The organism is Micromonospora sp. NPDC049114 (assembly GCF_040648635.1).
GTDB lineage: Bacteria > Actinomycetota > Actinomycetes > Mycobacteriales > Micromonosporaceae > Micromonospora.
The window spans coordinates 56,365-76,826 of record NZ_JBEZEA010000018.1 but is presented as its reverse complement, the minus strand read 5'-3'; the positions used below and the strand labels follow the sequence as shown (position 1 = coordinate 76,826).

At 70.4% G+C, this 20,462-nt stretch carries 22 protein-coding genes; 8 read left to right on the top strand and 14 right to left on the bottom strand.

Translation table 11 applies throughout. The annotated features are described in order from the left end of the window. Positions 1-71: 71 nt before the first annotated feature. Positions 72-1,094 carry a heat-inducible transcriptional repressor HrcA gene (gene hrcA, locus AB0B39_RS30800; protein WP_234587205.1) on the bottom strand — a complete coding sequence of 341 codons (1,023 nt, stop codon included), beginning with the start codon at positions 1,092-1,094 and terminating at the stop codon, positions 72-74. 225 nt (positions 1,095-1,319) lie between these two features. On the opposite strand from hrcA, the gene AB0B39_RS30795 reads away from it, so the two are divergent. Further along, positions 1,320-1,958, top strand: coding sequence for a DUF4870 domain-containing protein (locus AB0B39_RS30795; protein WP_357498411.1), 639 nt, complete (start codon positions 1,320-1,322; stop codon positions 1,956-1,958). 108 nt (positions 1,959-2,066) lie between these two features. Here AB0B39_RS30795 and hemW read toward each other — a convergent pair whose 3' ends face one another. Beyond that, a complete protein-coding gene (gene hemW, locus AB0B39_RS30790) occupies positions 2,067-3,290 on the bottom strand; it encodes a radical SAM family heme chaperone HemW (protein WP_357576068.1) in 1,224 nt (407 codons plus the stop codon). A gap of 19 nt (positions 3,291-3,309) precedes the next feature. Between hemW and AB0B39_RS30785 the strand changes: the two genes are divergently transcribed. Further along, the gene (locus AB0B39_RS30785) at positions 3,310-4,119 is read left to right on the top strand and encodes an enoyl-CoA hydratase-related protein (protein ID WP_357576051.1); all 810 of its coding nucleotides are present in this window, start codon (positions 3,310-3,312) and stop codon (positions 4,117-4,119) included. Between the two features lie 51 nt (positions 4,120-4,170). On the opposite strand, the gene AB0B39_RS30780 is transcribed toward AB0B39_RS30785, so the two are convergent. Next, positions 4,171-4,935: an SDR family NAD(P)-dependent oxidoreductase gene (locus AB0B39_RS30780; protein WP_357498409.1), complete on the bottom strand. Its 765-nt coding sequence runs from the start codon at positions 4,933-4,935 to the stop codon at positions 4,171-4,173. A 269-nt stretch (positions 4,936-5,204) separates the two neighbouring features. Between AB0B39_RS30780 and AB0B39_RS30775 the strand changes: the two genes are divergently transcribed. The 3 genes from AB0B39_RS30775 (at position 5,205) to AB0B39_RS30765 (ending at position 8,552) form a co-directional block, all read left to right on the top strand. After that, complete coding sequence (locus tag AB0B39_RS30775) at positions 5,205-6,065, top strand: hypothetical protein (protein ID WP_357498407.1); 861 nt, start codon at positions 5,205-5,207, stop codon at positions 6,063-6,065. A 221-nt stretch (positions 6,066-6,286) separates the two neighbouring features. Continuing rightward, on the top strand, positions 6,287-7,189 hold the full coding sequence (locus AB0B39_RS30770) for a phytanoyl-CoA dioxygenase family protein (protein WP_357576050.1): 903 nt from the start codon (positions 6,287-6,289) through the stop codon (positions 7,187-7,189). A gap of 160 nt (positions 7,190-7,349) precedes the next feature. Continuing rightward, the gene (locus AB0B39_RS30765; protein WP_357576049.1) at positions 7,350-8,552 is read left to right on the top strand and encodes a low temperature requirement protein A; all 1,203 of its coding nucleotides are present in this window, start codon (positions 7,350-7,352) and stop codon (positions 8,550-8,552) included. A gap of 29 nt (positions 8,553-8,581) precedes the next feature. Here AB0B39_RS30765 and AB0B39_RS30760 read toward each other — a convergent pair whose 3' ends face one another. The 6 genes from AB0B39_RS30760 to AB0B39_RS30735 form a co-directional block, all read right to left on the bottom strand. Beyond that, positions 8,582-9,775 carry a low temperature requirement protein A gene (locus AB0B39_RS30760; RefSeq protein ID WP_357498402.1) on the bottom strand — a complete coding sequence of 398 codons (1,194 nt, stop codon included), beginning with the start codon at positions 9,773-9,775 and terminating at the stop codon, positions 8,582-8,584. 154 nt (positions 9,776-9,929) lie between these two features. Then, the gene (locus AB0B39_RS30755; RefSeq protein ID WP_234587187.1) at positions 9,930-10,727 is read right to left on the bottom strand and encodes an ABC transporter permease; all 798 of its coding nucleotides are present in this window, start codon (positions 10,725-10,727) and stop codon (positions 9,930-9,932) included. After that, entirely contained in the window at positions 10,727-11,647 is a 921-nt protein-coding gene (locus AB0B39_RS30750) for an ATP-binding cassette domain-containing protein (protein ID WP_357576048.1), read from the bottom strand. Before AB0B39_RS30750 ends, AB0B39_RS30755 begins: the two co-directional genes overlap by 1 nt. Continuing rightward, positions 11,644-12,015, bottom strand: a complete 372-nt coding sequence (locus tag AB0B39_RS30745; protein WP_179780533.1) for a hypothetical protein — start codon at positions 12,013-12,015, stop codon at positions 11,644-11,646. Before AB0B39_RS30745 ends, AB0B39_RS30750 begins: the two co-directional genes overlap by 4 nt. Further along, the gene (locus tag AB0B39_RS30740) at positions 12,015-12,611 is read right to left on the bottom strand and encodes a helix-turn-helix domain-containing protein (RefSeq protein WP_357576067.1); all 597 of its coding nucleotides are present in this window, start codon (positions 12,609-12,611) and stop codon (positions 12,015-12,017) included. The genes AB0B39_RS30745 and AB0B39_RS30740 overlap by 1 nt, the downstream gene beginning before the upstream one ends. Before the next feature lie 89 nt (positions 12,612-12,700). Further along, positions 12,701-13,339 (bottom strand): MOSC domain-containing protein, encoded by a 639-nt coding sequence (locus AB0B39_RS30735; RefSeq protein ID WP_357576047.1) that lies wholly within the window; start codon positions 13,337-13,339, stop codon positions 12,701-12,703. Positions 13,340-13,411: 72 nt separating this feature from the next. Between AB0B39_RS30735 and AB0B39_RS30730 the strand changes: the two genes are divergently transcribed. Genes AB0B39_RS30730 through AB0B39_RS30720 form a run of 3 tightly spaced genes read left to right on the top strand, consistent with a single transcriptional unit; the run spans position 13,412 to position 15,791 of the window. Further along, the gene (locus AB0B39_RS30730; RefSeq protein WP_357576046.1) at positions 13,412-14,209 is read left to right on the top strand and encodes an ATP-binding cassette domain-containing protein; all 798 of its coding nucleotides are present in this window, start codon (positions 13,412-13,414) and stop codon (positions 14,207-14,209) included. Then, positions 14,206-14,967, top strand: a complete 762-nt coding sequence (locus tag AB0B39_RS30725) for an ABC transporter permease (protein WP_357576045.1) — start codon at positions 14,206-14,208, stop codon at positions 14,965-14,967. The genes AB0B39_RS30730 and AB0B39_RS30725 overlap by 4 nt, the downstream gene beginning before the upstream one ends. A gap of 41 nt (positions 14,968-15,008) precedes the next feature. After that, positions 15,009-15,791 carry a MerR family transcriptional regulator gene (locus tag AB0B39_RS30720; RefSeq protein WP_357498390.1) on the top strand — a complete coding sequence of 261 codons (783 nt, stop codon included), beginning with the start codon at positions 15,009-15,011 and terminating at the stop codon, positions 15,789-15,791. Between the two features lie 16 nt (positions 15,792-15,807). On the opposite strand, the gene AB0B39_RS30715 is transcribed toward AB0B39_RS30720, so the two are convergent. The 5 genes from AB0B39_RS30715 to AB0B39_RS30695 all read right to left on the bottom strand — a co-directional run bounded on the left by AB0B39_RS30715 (position 15,808) and on the right by AB0B39_RS30695 (position 20,393). Continuing rightward, positions 15,808-16,638, bottom strand: a complete 831-nt coding sequence (locus AB0B39_RS30715; RefSeq protein ID WP_234587171.1) for a carbohydrate ABC transporter permease — start codon at positions 16,636-16,638, stop codon at positions 15,808-15,810. After that, positions 16,635-17,621: a sugar ABC transporter permease gene (locus AB0B39_RS30710; RefSeq protein ID WP_234587169.1), complete on the bottom strand. Its 987-nt coding sequence runs from the start codon at positions 17,619-17,621 to the stop codon at positions 16,635-16,637. The genes AB0B39_RS30715 and AB0B39_RS30710 overlap by 4 nt, the downstream gene beginning before the upstream one ends. Then, positions 17,618-18,904: a sugar ABC transporter substrate-binding protein gene (locus AB0B39_RS30705; RefSeq protein WP_357576044.1), complete on the bottom strand. Its 1,287-nt coding sequence runs from the start codon at positions 18,902-18,904 to the stop codon at positions 17,618-17,620. Before AB0B39_RS30705 ends, AB0B39_RS30710 begins: the two co-directional genes overlap by 4 nt. A 223-nt stretch (positions 18,905-19,127) precedes the next feature. Further along, on the bottom strand, positions 19,128-19,412 hold the full coding sequence (locus AB0B39_RS30700) for a transglycosylase (RefSeq protein WP_007463997.1): 285 nt from the start codon (positions 19,410-19,412) through the stop codon (positions 19,128-19,130). A 696-nt stretch (positions 19,413-20,108) separates the two neighbouring features. Next, a complete protein-coding gene (locus tag AB0B39_RS30695; protein ID WP_007463997.1) occupies positions 20,109-20,393 on the bottom strand; it encodes a transglycosylase in 285 nt (94 codons plus the stop codon). Between the last annotated feature and the right edge of the window lie 69 nt (positions 20,394-20,462).

Below are 20,462 nucleotides of genomic sequence, written 5' to 3'. Positions count from 1 at the left end.
CGTTCCGTGTCCTCATGTTCGTCTCGCGTTACGCCGACCGGCGGCCGCAGCCGGCCGTCGGCCCTGACTGGTCAGTTCTGGGCCAGCAGCTCGCCCACGTAGCGTGCCACGGCGCGCACCGTGGCGATGGTGCCGGGGTAGTCCATGCGGGTGGGCCCCAACACGCCGAGGCCGCCCACGATGGTGGCCCCCGGGCCGTACCCGGTGCTGACCACCGAGGCGGCGCGCAGGTTGTCGAACTCGTTCTCGTCGCCGATCAGGACCCGGGTCGTGCTGGGCTCGGTCTCGCCGATGAGCTTGAGCAGTACGACCTCCTCCTCCAGCGCCTCCAGGATGGGCCGCAGCGAACCCTGGAAGTCGAGCAGGCCGCCCCGGGTGAGGTTGGCGGTGCCGGCCAGGGCGATGCGTTCCTCGTGCCGCTCGACAAGCGTCTCCAGCAGGACCGTGGAGAGGGTGGTCATCGCGCCGCGCAGCTCCGACGGCACCTCCTCGACCAGCGCCTGCACCAGCGGCGGGGTGTCGGACAGGCGGGCGCCGGCGAGCTTCTCGTTGGCGAGCCGGCGCAGGTCGGTGACGTCGTCGGCGGGCACCGGCGCGGGCAGCTCCACCAGCCGCTGCTCGACCCGCCCGGTGTCGGCGATCATGACGAGCATCAGCCGGGTGGTGGAGATCGGCACCAGCTCCAGGTGGCGCACCGAGGAGCGGGCCAGGCTCGGGTACTGCACGACGGCGACCTGCCGGGTGAGCTGGGCGAGCAGGCGTACGGTGCGGTGCACCACGTCGTCGAGATCGACCGCGCCGACGAGGAAACGCTCGATGGCCCGGCGTTCGGCCGGACTGAGCGGCTTGACCCGGGACAGCCGGTCGACGAACAGGCGGTAGCCGCGGTCGGTGGGCACCCGGCCGGCACTGGTGTGCGGCTGCCGGATGTAGCCCTCCTCCTCCAGCACGGCCATGTCGTTGCGGACCGTCGCCGGGGAGACCCCGAGCTGGTGGCGCTCGACAAGCGCCTTGCTGCCGACCGGCTCCTGGGTGGAGACGTAGTCCTCGACGATGGCGCGGAGCACGGCGAGCTTGCGGTCGTCCAGACCCATCCTCCGCACCTCCTGTCGCACGTCGGCCGGCAGCCCACCCGGGCCGTCGGCCGTCCTGGCACTCGACTGTAACGAGTGCCAGTCTACGTCGGCGCCCCCGCCGACGCGATGATCAACGACAGGCCGTCGGTGCGGCCCACGCCACCCCGAGCGGGCCGATCGGCCCACGCGGCCGGGCGGTGTCGCTCTGGTGCGACGTTGCCGCCGACACCTACCGTGACAGTCATGACTGAACCACCTCGCCCTCCCGGCGCGGGAGACCCCGGCAGTTACCCGCCGGAGCCGACTCCCCCGGGCTCGCCCTACGCGGCCGAGCCGCCCACCGCACCACTGTCGGGGGCACCCGACCCGGCCGGGTATCCCCCGGCCGGTGGCTATCCGCCGCCCACCGGTGACCAGCCGCCGTCGGGCGGCTACCCTCCGCCAGGTGGCTACCCCCCGCCGGGCGGTTATCCCCCGGGCGGCCCGACTGGCGGCTATCCGACCGGCGGCGCCTACGGCGGCCCCGGCGGCGGCTACGCCAACAACGAGGACAAGACCTGGGCGCTGGTCGCGCACTTCGGCGGCGCGGCCGGGATGATCGTCAGTGCGGGCGTGCTCGGCTGGATCGCCCCGCTGGTGGCGATGCTGGCCCGGGGCACCCAGTCCCCGACGGTCCGGGCGCACGCCGTCGCCGCGCTCAACTTCCAGCTCATCTGGTCGATCGTCGGCCTGGTCGGCTGGGTGCTCTCGTGCATCCTGATCGGCTTCATCGGCGTCGGCGCGGCCGTCATCCTCGGTGCCGTGTTCGGCATCCTCGCCGGCATCAAGGCCAACGAGGGCAGCCTCTACCGCTACCCACTCTCGGCCAACCTCGTCAAGTGATCCGGGCCGGCCGCTCCCCCGGCCGGTCCGGCGCACCGCCCGCCCGCCGGCAGGGGTGTGGGGTGAGCGGCGACTGTCGCACCGCCGGCCGGAGCCACATGCCCCGGGTCAGGGCAGCAGGTCGCGGACGACCGCGTCGGCGAGCAGCCGCCCGCGCAGGGTGAGCACCGCCCGGCCGGCGGCGTAGTCCCCGGCGACCAGCAGACCGTCGGCGAGGGCCCGCTCGGCGCCGGCCCGGCCGGCCGCGTCGAGCACTGCCAGCGGCAGCCCGCTGGCGAGCCGCAGCCGGAGCATCACGTCCTCCATGTGCGCCTCGTCGGGGGTGAGCACCTCACGGGCCAGGCCGGGGGACGCGCCGGAGGCCAACCGCTGGGCGTACGTCGTGGGGTGCTTCACGTTCCACCAGCGCACCCCGCCGACGTGGCTGTGCGCCCCGGGGCCGAGCCCCCACCAGTCCGCGCCGGTCCAGTAGAGCAGGTTGTGCCGGCACCGGGCGTCGTCGGTGCGCGCCCAGTTGGACACCTCGTACCAGGACAGGCCGGCCGCGTCGAGGGCGGCCTCCGCGGCCAGGTAGCGGTCCGCGGCCACGTCGTCACTGGGGTACGCCAGCTCGCCGCGCCGCATCCGGGCGGCGAGCCGGGTGCCGTCCTCCACGATCAGGGCGTACGCGCTGACGTGGTCCACCCCGGCGGCGACCACCTGCTCCAGCGTGGCGGCGAAGTCCTCGGGCCGCTCGCCCGGCGTGCCGTAGATCAGGTCCAGGTTGACGTGCTCGAACCCGGCGTCGCGGGCCTCCAGGGCGGCGGCGGTGGCCCGACCGGCGCTGTGTTTGCGGTCCAGGATCGCCAGCACCCCCGGGGAGGCGGACTGCATGCCCAGCGAGATCCGGGTGTAGCCGGCCGCCCGCAGCCGCCGCAACGACTCCGGGGTGACCGACTCCGGGTTGGCCTCGGTGGTCACCTCGACGTCGGCGGCGAGCCCCCAGGTGCGGTCGATGCCGTCGAGGATGCGGGCCAGGTCGTCGGCGGGGAGCAGGGTGGGGGTGCCGCCGCCGACGAATACCGTGTCGACCCGCGGCGGCGGGCTGTCGCCGAGCACGCGGGCGGCGAGCGCCAGCTCGGCCAGCACGGTGTCGGCGTACGCCTCCCGGCTGGCGCCCCCGCCCAGCTCGGCTGCCGTGTAGGTGTTGAAGTCGCAGTAGCCGCAGCGGCTGGCGCAGAACGGAACGTGGACGTACACGCCGAAGCCGCGCGCGCCGACCGCCGAGGTGGCGGTGGCGGGCAGCGATCCGTCGACGGGGACGGTCTCACCATCTGGAAGGACGCCGGGCATGGCCACTAGTGTGCCCGGCATGACCTCTCCCGACGTCCTCGTGCGGGTCGCCACGGCCCGTGGGGTGACCACCCTCACCCTGGACAGCCCCCACAACCGCAATGCGCTCTCCACCGCCCTGATGACCCAGTTGCTGGCCGGGCTTGCCGAGGCGGTGGCCGACGACGCGGTCCGGGTGATCGTGCTGGACCACACGGGCCCGGTGTTCTGCGCGGGCGCGGACCTGAAGGAGACCGCCGCGGCGTACGCCAGCGGAACGGTGCCGGCCGGGATGCTGGGCGATGTGCTGGCGGCGCTCTGGGACTGCCCGAAGCCGGTGCTCGCGCGGGTCGCCGGGCCGGCCCGGGCCGGAGGGCTGGGCCTGATCGCGGCCGCCGACCTGGCGGTCTGCGCCGACGAGGCGACGTTCGCCTTCACCGAGGTGCGGATCGGGGTGATCCCGGCGGTGATCTCGGCGACCGTGCTGCCCCGCCTGCACCCGCGTGCCGCCGCCGAGCTGTACCTGACCGGCGACACCTTCGACGGCCGACGGGCCGCCGAGATCGGCCTGGTCACGGCCTCCGTGCCTGCGGACGGGCTGGACGACGCGGTACGGCGCTACTGCGACTCGCTGGTGCGCGGGGCACCCGGCGCGCTGGCCGGCGCGAAGGAGCTGCTGCGCCGGCCGGGCACCGCCGAGCTGCGGGCGGATCTGGCGCGGCTGTCCGCCCTCTCGACCGGGTACTTCCTCTCCGACGAGGGGCGCGAGGGCGTCCTGGCCTTCCGGGAAAAGAGATTGGCTCGATGGGCGGCCGTTCTGGACGGCGGTTCCGCTGATCATGCCGGGTAGGGCCGGGACGCCACCGTCGCCCGGTGGCGCCCCGGCGTCCGTCCGGTCGGGTCACCAGGCGGTCGCGCCGCCGTCGACGGGGTAGTTGGCCCCGGTGATGTACGACGCCCGGTCGGACGCGAGGAAGACCACCAGCTCGGCGACCTCCTCCGGACGGGCGAAGCGCTTCAGGAGCGTCTTGGCCGTGATGGCGTCCCGGGCCGCCTGGTTGTCACCGAGGTCCCGCTCACTGGCGGGGGTGAGGATCGGGCCGGGGCTGACGGCCACCGCGCGGATGCCATGGGGTGCGCCTTCGAGCGCGAGCTGCCGCGTCAGCCCGATGACGCCGGCGTTCGCGGCGGTGTGGCCCACCATCGGGGGGACCTGACCGGCGATCATGCCGGCCATCGAGGCGGCGTTGATGATGACGCCACCGCCGCGCCGGACCAGGTGCGGCCAGGCGAACTTCGACACGAGGTACGGGATGTCGAGTTCTCCGGCGATGGTGTAGCGCCAGTCCTCGACCGAGAAGTCCGGCATCGGGCCGAACCGCAGCGCGGCGGCGTTGTTGTAGACCACGTCGAGCCCCCCGTGGACGGCTACGGCGTCCTCGACGAGTTTGCGGGCCTGTTCCGGGTCGGTCAGGTCGACCGGAGCGATGCTCGTCATCTCCCCACCGGCCGCCCGGACGAGGTCGACGGTCTCGTTGTTGCCGTCGATCTGGATGTCGGCCCCGACGACCTTGGCGCCCTCCCGGGCGAAGGTCAGCGCGGCGACGCGGCCCAGACCGCCGCCGGTGCCGGTGATGAGTACGACCTTGCCGTCCAGCGTGCCCATCGGACTCCTCCTTGCCTGGTCGGGGCCGTTTCGCGGCCCCTGATTGACGTGTCAATCGCTCAAGTCCCTGAGCCGGTCAATCGCTTCCCGGCGTCCGCGGTCGGGTGATCCGGCAGACAGCCCCGAGCCCGGTCGGCGCGGCAGGTGAGTTCGGCCCCGGAGCGGGAACGTCCCGATCGGGTACGCGGCGGCAGCGCGGACCCCGAACCGGTCGGACGACCCGGACGACGCCGACGGGGACGTACGCTTGTCGAACTGTCGTTCAGGGGGTGTGGGTGCGAACTCGGGCAGCCGTGGCGGGTGGAGTGGTGCTCATCCTCGTCGCCGTGATCGCGATCTGGCTCGTCGTCCGGCAGGTCGGGGATCAACTGCGGCTGCCGCTGGCGGGGCGCACCTGCACGGTCCAGGCCGACGGCCGGGTCGCGCTGGACGTCGAGCAGATGGCCAACGCGGCGACCATCGCGGCGATCGGCGCCCAGCGCGGGATGCCGGAGCGGGCCGTGGTGATCGCGCTGGCCACCGCCTACCAGGAGTCGGGTCTGCGCAACCTCGCCGACGGCGACCGGGACTCGGTAGGCCTGTTCCAGCAACGCCCGAGTCAGGGCTGGGGCACGTCGGCGCAGATCCGCGACCCCCGCTACGCGGCCAACAGGTTCTACGCGGCGCTGAAGAAGGTGCGCGGCTGGGAGAAGATGCGGGTCACCGATGCCGCCCAGCGGGTGCAGCGCTCGGCGTTTCCCGAGGCGTACCAGAAGTGGGCCGACGACTCCGAGGTGCTCAGCAGGGCCCTGCTCGGCGATGTCACCGGCGCGGTGGCCTGCACTGTGGGGCGTACCCCGGTGATGCACGGCGCGGCGGCGGCCGCCCAGCTGACCCGCAACCTGGTGCTGGACTGGGGGGTGTCGGGCGCCGACCCGGCCAGCCAGACCGGCCTGGCGGTGACTGCCGACGACCAGCGCGACGGGTGGCGGTACGCGCACTGGCTGGTCTCGCACGCCCAGGACCACGGGGTGAAGCGGGTCCGCTTCGGTGACCTGGAATGGACCGCCCGCAACGGCACCTGGGGCCGGGTAACCGGCGGGCAGGGCCCGGCGGATCGGGTGGTGGCCGAGGTCTTCGCCGAAGGCTGACGACCCGGATCTCTTAACCGGCAGTGACCGCACAATCGGACATAAGCCCGCAGAACCAGCCGGCCATCAGGTGAATGTGACTCTACGCACCCGTACCGCTGCGTGCGGTCCGACCCGGAGCCGCACCTGCACCGCTCGCCCTCCCACCGCATAGGCACTCGCGTTACGATCGGCGGCCTGTGCCAGAAATGGTTTCACCTCATGGGGAGGGGTACGACGCGGTGTTCGATTACGGCGACCGGACCGGCTACGAACCGATCAGCGACACTGACCGCAAGGAGTTCCACGAGCAGGGGTTCCTCCTGCTGCGCAACGTCCTGACGGAGGACCACCGGGCGGCGCTGGAGGCGGCTGTCGACCGCGTCTACGCGGAGGAGCAGGCCAAGGGCAACACCAAGAAGGACGGCACGCTGCACCTGCTGGGCTTCCTGGAGCGTGACGAGCTCTTCGGCGAGCTGCTCACCCACCCGATCGCCTTCCCGTACATGTGGGGGCTGGCCGGCTGGAACATCTACACCCACCACAACCACCTGGACGTCACCCCGCCGGCCGCCGAGCCGGAGAAGCCCTACTGGGGCTGGCACCAGGACGGGTACCGGCAGAACTCCGACCCGGAGACGATGGACCCGAACCTGCCCCGGCCGATGTTCTCGCTGAAGGTGGCGTACGTGCTCTCGGACCTCTCCGAGACCGGCCGCGGCGCCACCAAGGTCATCCCGGGCAGCCACCTGTGGAACTCGCTGCCCCGGCCGAAGGACCTCAGCGTGCACAACCCCGACCCGGAGGGCACGGTGGAGATCACCGCCAACCCGGGCGACGCGTTCATCTTCGACCGCCGGCAGTGGCATTCGCGCTCGACGAACCTGTCGACGATCACCCGCAAGATGCTCTTCGTCGGCTACACCTACCGGTGGATCCGGCCGCTCGACGAGCTGCACCCGGACCTGAACGGCGAGTGGTACCGCAACCGCACGCCCGTGCAGCGCCAGCTGATCGGCGAGGGCACCCACACCGCCAACTACTGGGGCATCAACTGGGACGGGTACGTCGACGACGAGATCCCGCTGCGCAAGGAGCTCAAGGAGCGCGGGCTGCTGGACCGCAACATCCCCTGGCTGCGCTGATCACCTGCGGCTGAGAACGGCCCCCCGCCACCGTTGGCGGGGGGCCGTTCTGTATCCGCTTCCGGTCCACCGGCTGCCGCACTGTCGGTAGCGTGACGGGTAGGCAGAGCCGGGGCGCAGCGCCTGCCCGGGGCGCGGGGTGGCACAGGAGGCAGCCGCGATGACGTCCGCTCCGCTCCCCCGGATCCTCCGCCGGCGCGGCGAGCCGGAATATCCGACCTTCCTGGAACTCTTCTTCGACCTGGTCTACATCTTCCTGCTCTCGCGGCTCTCCGCCAGTCTGGGCGAGAGCCTCACCGTGCGGAACGCGGCGCAGACCGCCGTCCTGCTGCTGGCCGCCTGGTGGGTCTGGGTGCTCACGGCGTGGCTCACCGACCTGTTCAACCCCCGACTGCCGATCATCCAGGCGACAGTCCTGCTGGTCATGCTCGGCACCCTGCTGATGGCGATCGCGACCCCGTACGCCTTCGGCAGGTACGGGTGGCTCTTCGTCGCGGCGTACTTCGGCATCCACCTGGTCCGTGACGCCGTCCTGATCCCCGGCACCCGCGTCAATCGTCCGATCCAGGCCCGGAGCATCCGGGTCTTCTTCTGGTTCGGCATCACCGTGACGCCCTGGGTTGCCGGGGTGTTCGTCGACGAGACGGCTCGACTGGTGCTCTGGTCGCTCGCGGTGGCGGTCGATCTCGGCTCGGCACGGTTCGGCTGGCCGACGCCGGGGCTGGGCCGCACCGAGCTGGCCAGCCAGATCTTCACCGGGGTGCACCTCTCCGAGCGGCACCGGGCGATCTTCATCGTCGCGCTCGGCGAGTTGATCCTGAGCACCGGCACGGGGCTGGCCGGCAGCGGGTTCACCGCCGGTCAGGTGACCGCCAGCGCGGTCGCGTTCGTCAGCGCGGTCCTGCTGTTCCAGCTCTACTTCCAGCGCGTCCAGCGGATCCTGGCCCCACCGAGCGTCACGACTGTGGAGCGGGTCCGCTCCGGCACCTCCACCTCGTACACCCATCTGGTGATGGTGGCCGGGGTGGTGCTGGTCTCGACCGGCACCTCGATGGTCATTGCTCGGCCGTCCGGTCACACCCCGGTGGATGTGATGGTTGCCATCCTCGGCGGACCGGTGCTGTTCCTGTTCGGCAGCGTGCTGTTCGACGCCGTGGTGACGGCGCGGATTCTCTGGTCCCGGGTGCTGGCGATCGTGCTGCTGGCGGTCGTGCTGCTGTGCGCGCTTGTCGCGCCCGGCACGTTCCGTCTGCCGCCGTTGACCGTCCTGGTGGTGGCGAACCTGGTCCTGCTGCTCACCCTGGCCGGGGAAGGGCTGGCCGCCCGTCGCAGGCGGGCCGAGGTCACCGCGCCGGCCCGGTGAGGGGTCGCCCCCACCCGCCGCGCGGAGTCTCACCCCAGCATCGGCGGCGCCGGCGTACGCGTGTGTCGTCGGGTGCTGGCCAGGTTCGCCACGGCGATCAGGGCCAGCACGATCATGGCGAGCAGCGCGACAAGGATCGGCGGAAGCACGGGCGTGGCCGGCGCCAGGCACCCCAGCAGCACCACGCCGGCCAGCCGGGACCGCGAGATGCGTCCGAACACGGTGAAGTCGAGCAGGCCCCGGCCGATCAGGTACAACGCGGGGCTGCCGAGGATGACCGCGGCCCACGACGGCGGGGTCTCGCCCAACGGTCGATTCACCACGAGGTCGCTGGTGACCGCCGCCCCGGCGATGCCGGCCACCATGATCAGATGGGTGATCGCGGCGGACTGGGTGAGCAACGCCGGGTCGGTCGACCTGACGATCGCGTCGGTCAGCAGCTCACCGGCGCGGTAGATGTAGATCCGCCACATCAGCACCACAGTGCTGAACACCACGAGCAGAGCCCAGGCCCTCTCCAGCGTGTAATCGCTCCGGCTGAAGGTCGTCCCGGTCACGAAGATCGACACCCCGAGCGCGATGATGACGAACTGCCGGTAGCGCTCGGCCACCCGCGCGTGGACCAGCCGCCAGTCCCCCGGTCGTGAGCGGCCGATCCGGGGCAGCGGCCAGCCGCACACCGCCCCGACGTACTCGACGATGATCGCGAGCGCCCAGATCGACAACTGGCCCGAGCCGCCGACGAGCGCTCCGGCGATCCAGCCGACGCCGGTGACGCACTTCCAGGTCTGGATCCGGATGGTCGACCGCCGCAGGGGCCGGCCCTTCGAGACGACAACTGCGTAGTAGGCGGTGGTGCTGAGGGGAATGAACACGAAGGTGATCGCGAAGAGCAGCGCGCGATCGCCGTACGCCTCGGCCGCGATCGCCGCCAACAGCAGGCTGGCCGCCGCCACCGAGGTGAGATGCCCCTGCCCGGATGGACTGGTCAGGTCGATGGTGTCCGCGGTCCACACGCTCAGCGCCCAGACCATCGCGAACGCGAGCAGCAGCACCAGCACCTTGGCGACGCCGGTCCAGGTCAGGTCGTTGGCCAGGATGGTCGCCAAGGTGACCAGCGCGAAGACGTAGACGAGGTCGAAGAAGAGCTCCAGGAACGCCGGACGCTCCAGCGCCGGATCGGGTGCCGCTGCCGTGGCGCCGCCGTCCGTGGCCATCGACATCGCGCTTCACCCGGCCTCCACCGCATGCCCTCAAGGGGGACGATACGGGCAACCGCTCGCGTCCAACCCCGTCATCCGGTTCTTACCGGCCGCTGGCCACCCCAACGCTGGCGTGTCGCCTCGGCAACGCGGTCAGCCCCGCGCCTTCAGCCGGTCACGTGACGTCTCGACGCAGGGGCAGCAACAGGGCGATCGCCGAGGCGGCCACCGCGTACGCGGTGAGCAGGAGAGCGCCGGCCGCCGGCGGGAGCAGGTTGACGGTGCCGCTGCCGAGTTCCGTGGAGATGGCGTCGGCGACGTAGGTGAAATCGGTCAGCGCGGCGGTGGCTCCGCCGGGCAGGATCGGGTAGAGCGTGTTGACGCCCGGGATCATCATCAGCACCGGCTCCCCCACGTACAGATAGCCGATCACGACGCACAGCGCCGCGACCTGGTGGTGGATGAGAGCGCCCATCCCGGCCCCGAGGAGCAGGTAGACCACCATCGCGACGGCGATACGGCCGAGCAGCGCCAGCACCGTGGAGGCTGGCAGACCGAGTGGGACATCGCGGGCGGCGGCGACAGCGAACAGCGCCACCGCGGCGGTGCCCGCGAGAACGAGCCCGTACGCGAGGCCAACGACCGCGTACGTGGCGAGTTTGGCGGCGAGCACCCGCCCACGGCGCGGAGCGAAGAGAAAGGTGACCGCGGCGGTGCGGTGTCGGTACTCGGAGGTGACCGCCAGGGCCCCGGCGGCGGCCGGCACGAACGCGGTGTAGCCGAGAATGCCGAGGATCGCGCGGAGGCCGGCCTCGGTGTCCAGACCGGGCATCGGTGGATCGAAGTTCTCCGGTCCCGCCAGCGCCATGGCCCCGAACATGCCCCCGCCCAGCACAGCTGCGGCGAGCAGCAGGCCGCCCCACATGCGGGTGGCCAGCAGCCGGCGGAACTCCGCTCTGATCAGGTGGTTCATCAGCTGACCGCCTTGTCCGTGGTGAGGTGGAGGAAGAGTTCTTCGAGACTGGGAGTCTCGACGACCAGCTCGTGCACCCGAACGTGGTGGGCGGCGGCGAGATCGGCGATGCTCGGCGCGTCCAGCCCTCGCACCCGCAGCCGATCGGGCCGGACGGCTTCGACGTGCGGTGCCGTGCCGCCGTTGGGGGGGTCGGCCGTCAGAACGGCAGCGAGCGCGTCCGCGTCGGGTGAGGTGACCAGCACCGCTGGCGGGCCGGCGAGCCGGGAACAGGGCCCGGCGGCGACGAGTTCGCCACGCCGGATCACCACGACGTCATCCACGAGCTGCTGGATCTCGCCGAGCGCGTGGCTGGAGATCAGGACGGTGCGGCCCTCGTCGGCGAACTGACGCAGAAAGCCGCGCAGCCACGACACGCCTTCCGGGTCCAGGCCGTTGCCGGGCTCGTCCAACAGCAGTACGCGGGGATCGCCGAGCAACGCCGTGGCGAGGTTGAGCCGCTGCCGCATGCCCGTGGAGAATCCTCGGGTGCGACGGTGCGCGGCCTCGGCGAGGCCGAGCAGGTCGAGCAGGGTGGTGACCCGGCTGTCCGGATATCCGCCCATCGCGGCGTAGACGCGCAGGTGGTCGCGGGCGGTGTGTCCAGGGTGGAACGCGTTGGCGTCGAACACGGCGCCGACAGTGCGCGAGGGCCGGGCCAGTTGGCCGTACGGCAGGCCCCCGATCGTGGCGGTGCCACTGGTCGGCGACACCAGCCCGGTCATCATGCGCATCGTGGTGGTCTTGCCGGCGCCGTTCGGGCCGAGGAATCCGGTGACGACACCGGGCTGCACGGTGAAGCTCAGATCATGCACGGCGGTCACGTCACCGTAGCGCTTTGTCAGGCACGACACCTCGATCGCGAGGTGGTCGCCGGTCACGCGCGGGCCGCCATGGCTCGCGTGATCGTCTCCACGAGGCCTGGCGCGGCCGGGCTGGAGAGCACTACCTGGTCGAACTCGCCGCCTGCCGACGCCCGGTCCAGAACGAGGTGCAGCCCCGGTTCCGCACGGCGGGCCGCCACGAGCTGCCGAGGACCGCCGTACAGGCCCCATACTCCGATCTTGGCGAAGCCGGACACCACGTATCCCCGGCGGGCGCCACGGGCCAGACGGAGCGGGTTGTCCACCAGGGCGACGTGCCGCACCGCGGTGAGGGGCAGCGCGAACTGCTCCCGCCCGACCCAGACCCGCTCCCATCCGGTGAACCGAATGTCGATCACATCGTTGGTCACCATGACCGATGCCATCAGTCATCCCCTTTCGTCGTGTCGGAGTCGTCCGTCGGCGCAGGTGTGCGCCCGTCGGTCGTCGGCAGATCGGTGGGCAGCAGAACGGTCGCCAACAGTCGCGGTATCCGTTCACCGCCGGGCTGGTTGCCGAGCAGCGGGCCCACCAGTGCGGTGAGACCGGCGGCGAACTCGCCCAGTTCGGCGTCGGTAAGGTGCAGCACGAGTTGCTGATAGCCCACACCGTCGGCGGTGAAGTCGATCCGTTCCCGGGTGAGATAGCGGGAGAACTCCGACAGCAGACTCGACATGAACGCCGTGAAGTACCGCGCATGGTCCTCCGGCGTTGCCGTGGCGAGGGCCGCCGGGTCGAGCGTCGCGCCGTGCGCGGGCAACGCGTACACCCGCTCGACGGTGCCGCGAACCCTGCGTTCGTCAACCACCTCGACCAGCCCTGCCTTGACCAGGATCGCCAGGTGCCGGTACATCGTGGCCTGCGGGACATCGGGCAGCAGCTCAAGCAGCCCTTGTGTGGTCAGGCGCGTGCCCGCGACCGCACGCAGGATCCGGATCCGCACCGGATGCAGCGCCAGATCCGCCCAGCGCTCTCTCGACATCTCCACAACCGAACGGTATCACTCTCGATAATGAGAATGAAAGACCGTGTTCCACAACGAACGGCTGGGCGCTCGCGCCCCGACGTCGGCTAACGGGCGGCGAGACGGCGGCGGACCTTGTCCCGGATCGGCTCCGGCAGGTCGTCCGCGTCGAGCAGGCGGGGCAACAGCTCCGGCTCCAGGCTGGTCGCCCGGAACACCTCGCCGATGGTCACCCCGTGCGTGGGCCGCTCCACCACCTCGACCGGGTCGCCGGCACCCACCTCGCCCTCGCGCAACACCCGCAGGTACGCCCCCGGGGAGGCCCGCACGGTGAAGCGCCGGATCAGGTCGGGCACGCCCCAGAAGCCCGCGAACGTCGTGCAGGGGGTACGCGGCATCGTCACCTGGAGCAACGCCGTGCCCACCGCCCACTGTTCGCCGATGACCGCGCCGGTCACGTCGACGGCGTACGTGGTCAGGTTCTCCCCGAAGCCCCCCGAGCGGATCGACCGGCCGATCTCGGCCGACCACCACGCGGCGTCCTCCTCGGCGTACGCGTAGACGGCCTTGTCCGGCCCGCCGTGCACGGACCGCTCGCCGATGAAGTCACCGGCCAGGCCGCCGGCGAGCACCGCCACCGGCCCGTCGACCGATCGCTTGTCGATGCCGCTGCGACCGCTCGCGTCGCCCGCCCACGCCGCCTCGGTCACGATGCCGAGATTCACCGCTGCCACCCTGCCCGTCATGGCGGACAGCCTAGGTGAATCCGCGGTCCGGGCTTGACCTTGACGCTGCGTCAACCCTCCATGCTGACTGCCATGAGCATCCCGCCAACAACCGACCAGGTCGAGCAGACCGTGATACACGTGCAGGGCCTGGAGAAATCGTTCAAGCAACTGAAGGTGCTGCGCGGCGTGGACATCGACGTCGCGCGCGGCAGCATCTTCGCCCTGCTCGGCTCCAACGGCGCGGGCAAGACCACTGTGGTGAAGATCCTGTCCACGCTGCTCAAGGCCGACGGGGGAACCGCCCGGGTCAACGGTTTCGACGTCGCGACGCAGGCCGCCGAGGTGCGCGAGTCGATCAGTCTCACCGGGCAGTTCGCGGCGGTCGACGAGATCCTCACCGGACGGGAGAACCTCGTCCTGGTCGCCCGGCTCAGGCACCTCAAGGACCCGGGCGCCATCGCGGACGACCTGCTGCGGCGCTTCTCGTTGACCGAGGCGGGCACCCGGAGGGTGGCGACGTACTCCGGTGGCATGCGCCGCCGGCTGGACATCGCGATGAGCCTCATCGGCAACCCACCGGTGATCTTCCTCGACGAGCCGACGACCGGGCTGGACCCGGAGGCACGCATCGAGGTGTGGCAGGCCGTCATGGATCTGGCCGAGGCGGGTACGACAGTCCTGCTCACCACCCAGTACCTCGACGAGGCGGAGCACCTAGCCGACCGGATCGCGATCCTGCACGAGGGCCGGATCATCGTGAACGGCACCCTCGACGAGCTCAAGCAGCTCCTCCCACCCGCGACGATCGAGTACGTCGAGAAGCAGCCGAGCCTGGAGGACGTCTTCCTCACCCTCGTCGGCGCCCGAACCCACAAGGAACAACGATGAACAGGCATTTCGTCGGCGACACCGCAGTTCTCCTCGGACGCTCGCTGCGCCACATCGCCCGCAGCCCGGACACCATCATCACCACCGCGATCATGCCGATCGCCTTCATGCTGCTGTTCGTCTACGTCTTCGGCGGCGCGATCGAGACCGGGTCCGACTCGTACGTGAAGTACCTGCTGCCCGGCATCCTGGTCATCACGATCGCCTCGGGCATCTCCTACACCGCCTTCCGGCTCTTCCTGGACATGAAGGGCGGCATCTTCGAACGGTTCCAGTCCATGCCGATCGCCCGGTCATCCGTGCTGTGGGCGCACGTCCTGACCTCACTGGTCGCCAACCTGATCTCGCTCGTCGTCGTCGTCGGCGTCGCCCTGATCATGGGCTTCCGGACGGGGGCGGGGGTGTCGCAGTGGCTCGCGGTCGCCGGCATCCTGGTCCTGTTCACCCTGGCGCTGACCTGGATCGCCGTGATCCCCGGCCTCACCGCGAAGACGGTGGACGGCGCGAGCGCGTTCTCCTATCCGCTCATCTTCCTGCCGTTCGTCAGCTCCGCCTTCGTGCCCACCGAGTCCATGCCCGGCCCGGTGCGCGCCTTCGCCGAGCACCAGCCGGTGACCTCCATCGTCAACGCGATCCGGGACCTGTTCAGCCAACAGCCGGTCGGCACGGACATCTGGATCGCCCTCGCCTGGTGCGTCGGCATCCTCGTCCTCGCCTACCTGTTCGCCAATGTCACCTACCGTCGCAGGATCTCCTGAGCTGGCGTACCGGACAAGGTGAGTGAGAGCAGGATCAGAGCATGCTGACGATCAGTCAACTCGCGGCGTACGCCGGCGTCACGGTGCGGGCGGTGCGGCACTACCACCAGATCGGACTGCTGCCCGAGCCGGAGCGGGACGCATCGGGCTACCGGCGCTACGGCGCGACGGCTGTCGTGTCCCTCATCAAGATCCGCACCCTCGCCGACGCCGGCGTGCCGCTGTCGCAGATCAGTCGGATGCTCGACGCCGACCCGTCAGCCTTCGCCGAAGCGATCCGGACCATCGACGGCAACCTGCGCGACGAGATCGAGCGGCTGCAGACCAGCCGCACACACATCGCGCAGCTCACCGCCGGGGACAGCCTGGCGCTCCCACCGGAGGTCGCCGCCTATCTCGACCGGCTCCGGGCCATCGGGGCGTCACAGCGGATGGTGGAGGCCGAACGCGACGGGTGGATCCTGGTGGCGGCGCGCTGGCCCGACCGCATCGTCGAGTGGATGCCCGGCAAGAGCGCCGCTCTCGATGATCCGCAGGTCGTCCGGCTCTACCGGGTGCTCTCGGAGATCTTCGACGGTGACGAGCAGGACGACCCGCGGCTGGCCGAGGCCGCCGACATCATGGCCTGCCTGGCGGAGCAGGCGTACGCCGCCGGCGATTTCCTGCACGCCGAGGAGGCCGACGACGACATTCCGCACGACCTGATCGACGCCCTCGCCGACGAGGCGGACCCGCGGGCGCAGCGGCTGCGGGAGCTGATGCGCGAGCGGGGTTGGTCCGGTTGGAACCGGATGGAGCGGCTCGCCGAGCCGCCCCGCAAATGACCGCCGGCCGGCGCGGTCAGCCCTTGACGGCGCCGGCCACGAGGCCGGAGACCATCCGTCGCTGCACCAGCAGGAAGAAGATGATGACCGGCAGGGTGAACAGGGTGGAGGCGGCCATGACCGGCCCCCAGTTGGTGTCGTCGCGGCCGAAGAAGAACGTCATCGCCACCGGCAGCGTGTAGCGGCCCTGGTCGTTGATGAACGTCAACGCGAAGATCAGCTCGTTCCACGCGGTGATGAAGGAGAAGATGCTGGTGGCGACCAGGCCGGGCGCGACCAGCGGGAACAGCACCCGCCGGAACGTCTGGGCCCGGCTCGCGCCGTCGATCGCCGCCGCCTCCTCCAACTCCTTGGGCACGGCGGCGACGAACCCGCGCAGCATCCAGACCGCGAACGGCAGCGAGAAGCCGAGGTACGTGAGGATCAGGCTGGGCAGGGTGTTGTAGAGCCCGAGCCGCTGGATCATCAGGAACAGCGGGATGACCAGCGCCTCCAGCGGGATCATCTGCACCACGAGCAGCATGATCAGGAAGCTGGTCCGCAGTTTGAAGCGGAACCGGGCCACCGCCGTCGCGGCGAGCAGGGCGACCAGGCCGCTGAGCACCACAGTGGACACGGCGACGATCGCGCTGTTGACGAAGAAGTCCAGGAAGCTGACGCCGGGGATCAGATTGCCGGTCAGGATCTCCCGGTAGTGCGCCAGCGTCGGGTGGGCCGGCACCGGCTGCGGGGTGGACGAGAAGATCTCGCTGCTCGGCTTCAACGAGGTCGAGATCATCCAGTAGACCGGGAACGCCGCGAAGAGCGCGACCAGCAGCCCGGCGGCGTTGAGGGCCACCTTCTTCACGACTCGTCCTCCTGCCTGAGCACCATCCGTACGTAGAAGCCGGTCACCACGAGCAGGATCAGCGTGAGGATCACCGCGATCGCCGCGCCGAGGCCGTACTTCGGCGGCGGGGAGAAGGCTTCGGCGTACGAGTAGATGGAGAGCATGAACGTCGGCCGGTCCTGGGTGCCGCCGGCCAGGACGAACTGCTGGGTGAAGACCTTGAAGTCCCAGATGGTGGAGAGCACGATCAGGATTCCGAAGACCGGCCGCAACAGCGGGAACGTGATCTTCCAGAAGACCCGCCACGGGCTGGCGCCGTCCACCCGGGCCGCCTCGTGCAGCTCACTCGGCACGCTCTTCAGGCCGGCGAGCACGCTCACCGCGATGAACGGGAACGAGTGCCAGACCACCACCAGGGTGAGGATGGCGAAGAAGAGCAGCGGCGAGTTGAACCAGCCGTAGCCGGTCCAGTCGCTGCGGCCGAACAGCGCCTGGGAGAACCCGTCCGGCAACGCGTTGAACAGCCAGGTGACCAGGCCACTGGTGTCGTCGAAGATCCACTTCCAGACGATCGTGCCGGTCAGCGCCGGGGTGGCCCAGGCGAGCATCACGCAACTGGCCACGAAGGTGGCCATCTTGCGGCCGAGCCGGTTGAGCAGCAGCCCGACCAGAGTGCCGAGCACCATCGTGAGCAGCACGTTCGCCGCGGCGAACAGCACCGTGTTGCGCAGCACCGTCAAGAAGAACGGGTCGGAGAGGATGTCGGTGTAGTTGCCGAGCCCCACCCACGGCCACTCCCGGTCGCCGCGCAACTGCCGGACGCTGTTGAGCCGGTAGAAGGACATCGCCACCACCTGGCCGAGCGGCCAGAGCAGCAGCACCCCGATGATGACGAGTGCGGGCAGGAGCAGCAGGTAGGGCAGGCGGTCCACCGGGCGACGCCGCCGCGCGGGGGTCTCCCGCGCGGCGGACGTCTCCGGCACCTCGGTCAGCGTGGTCACTTGGAGTTGAGGATGCTTTCCATCTCACCGGCCGCGTCAGCGGTAGCCTTCTCGACCGTCTTCTGACCCTTCATGACCGAGCTGTTCATCGCCTGGGTCACCGTCTTCGTCCGGCTGACCTCCACCCACTTCGGGGTGAGCGGCGTGAGCTTGGTGTTCTGCATGGTGGTGGCGAACGCCGCCATGACCTTGTCGTTGGCGTACGTGTCACCGGCGACGAGGTCCTTGTAGACCGGGAAGAAGCCGAGGCTGCTCGCGAAGCTCTGCGCGTTCTTCTTGTTCAGCAGCACGGTCAGGTAGTCCCAGGCCAGATCCTGGCGCTCGCTGTCCTTCCAGATCGCCACGTCCGAACCACCGGCGAAGCCGGGCGCTGCCTTGCCGTCCGGGCCGGGGATCGGGAACGTACCCCAGACCTTCTCGATCTCGGGGTTGTCCTTCTTGATGGCGCCCTGCTGCCAGCTGCCGGCGAACGCCATGGCGGCCTTGCCGGTGGCGAACTGGGTACGCGCGTCGATCTCGTTCCAGCCGGCGGCGGCCGGCGGGGCCACCTTGTGGACGGTCACGAGGTCGGTCCAGTACTTGACCGCCTTCTGCGCCTCCGGCGTCGTGTAGCCGGACTTCCAGGCGCCACCCTGGTTGGTCGCGATCTCCGCGCCCGCGCCCCAGAGGAAGGAGTAGAAGGGCAGCTCGGAGTTGCCCGGCAGCGCGATGCCGTAGGTGCCCGGCTTCTTCGCCTGCACGGCCTTGGCCACCGTGACCAGGTCGTCCCAGGTCTTCGGCGGCTGGACGCCGGCCTCGGCGAACCAGTCGGTGCGGTAGTAGATCGCCCGCACGCCCGCGTACCAGGGGACGCCGTACTGCTTGCCGTCGAGCTGCGCGTTGCGGACCAGGTCGGGCAGCAGGTCCTTGCCGTCGGCCCAGCCGCCCATCCGGCCGCTGACGTCGGCGAGCGCCTCCTGCGCGGCCCAACCCTGGGTCTCGGTGTTGCCCAGCTCGGTGATGTCCGGTCCCTCACCACCGGCGAGCGCGGCCTGGAACTTCTTGGGCGCCTCCAGCCAGGGGATGTACTGCACGACCACATCGGTGTCGGGGTGCTTCTGGCGGAACTCCGCCTCGACGCCGTCGAGGAACTTGTTCTGCGCGTCGCCGCCCTCGCCCATCATCCAGACCGTGAGCTTGCTGTCGTCGCCCGCCTTGTCGTCGGAGCCTCCACAGCCGGTCAGCACCATCGCGGCCGAGGCCACTACGGCGGTGACCGGGGCCAGCCGCTTCCACCTGTTCACGCCACTTCTCCCCTCGCGCCGCCTGGAACTTACCTTCTCCGCCGCACCTTAGTACGAAGAAATCCTTTACGACAGTGGGCGGGGAGGCCGAAGCGTCGCGACCGTACCGCAGGGAACCGACCCGACGGGTCGTGGCGTAGGGCCGAATCTGGGCACTTCACCACGAAAGAGCGCCCGACCAGTGGTCGGGCGCCCTTTTCCGTGGTGCGGTGATGCCAGGTTGTTACCGGGTGACGCGGCGGCGGCCACCCACGCCGGCGACCAGCGCGACAGCGATCGCGGCGACCACGACCTGCACCAGCAGCTCGGTCCAGTCGATACCGGCGGTCTCGGTCGCGATACCCATCGCCCGCGCCAGCACCGTGCCCAGCAGAGCCGCACCGACACCGATCAGCAGGTGCAGCCACATCGGCATGTTCTGCCGACCCGGAACAACCAGGCGGCCGAGCGCCCCGACGATGAGACCAACAACGATGGCAGTGATGATGCCCCACACGGTGAGCTCCACGGTCGCCCTCCTTCTAAGAATGTCTGACACACAATGTGTGCTTCCTGTCGTGACGACTAAGTTCCCGACCCACCGAAAAACCAAACCGACTTCGTCGCCCAGACGATCACGACTTGGCCAACAACGGCACGTTCCACCGGGCGACGCGTCCGCCTCGCGCATCGGCCGGGCCGTGCACCACGCCGCGGCATGATCGACTCCCCTTCGGCGATATCGCCGGTCACCCGACTCCCGCCATCGGCGCCGTGGAGCCCGAGCACGCCGGCAGCGTGATCGACCGGGCTGAGCGCGCGGTCAGCCGCCGAAGTGCTGCGCATCATCGCCACGAACGTCGCACGACTGCGCGAGGACGCTCTGCCAGGCGATTCCGGCGCTGCCACCCGTCCCATTCAGCCGCGCCCGCGGGCGCTCCGGCCGGGTGGCGCGGGGGTCGCGCGGCGGGTCGCGCGGGTCGCGCGGGGGTCGACTCCACTGCGCCGGGCCACGCGGGCCGCGCACGAGCATGATCGACCCCACTGCGCCGAGGTGGCGGTGTCCGGCGAACCGGATGCCACCACTTCGGCGCACTGGAGTCGATCGGTGCGGAGCGATAAACACCAACAGGCGCTCCACCCGCCGACCCGACAAACGCCGAGGGGCACCCGGCCTGTCGGCCGGGCGCCCCTCGGAAGTGGTTCGGTGTTACCTGTGCTGGTGTTATCGGGTGACGCGGCGGCGGCCACCCACACCGGCGACCAGCGCGACAGCGATCGCGGCGACCACGACCTGCACCAGCAGCTCGGTCCAGTCGATACCGGCGGTCTCGGTCGCGATACCCATCGCCCGCGCCAGCACCGTGCCCAGCAGAGCCGCACCGACACCGATCAGCAGGTGCAGCCACATCGGCATGTTCTGCCGACCCGGAACAACCAGGCGGCCGAGCGCCCCGACGATGAGACCAACAACGATGGCAGTGATGATGCCCCACACGGTGAGCTCCACGGTCGCCCTCCTTCTAAGAATGTCTGACACACAATGTGTGCTTCCTGTCGTGACGACTAAGTTCCCGAC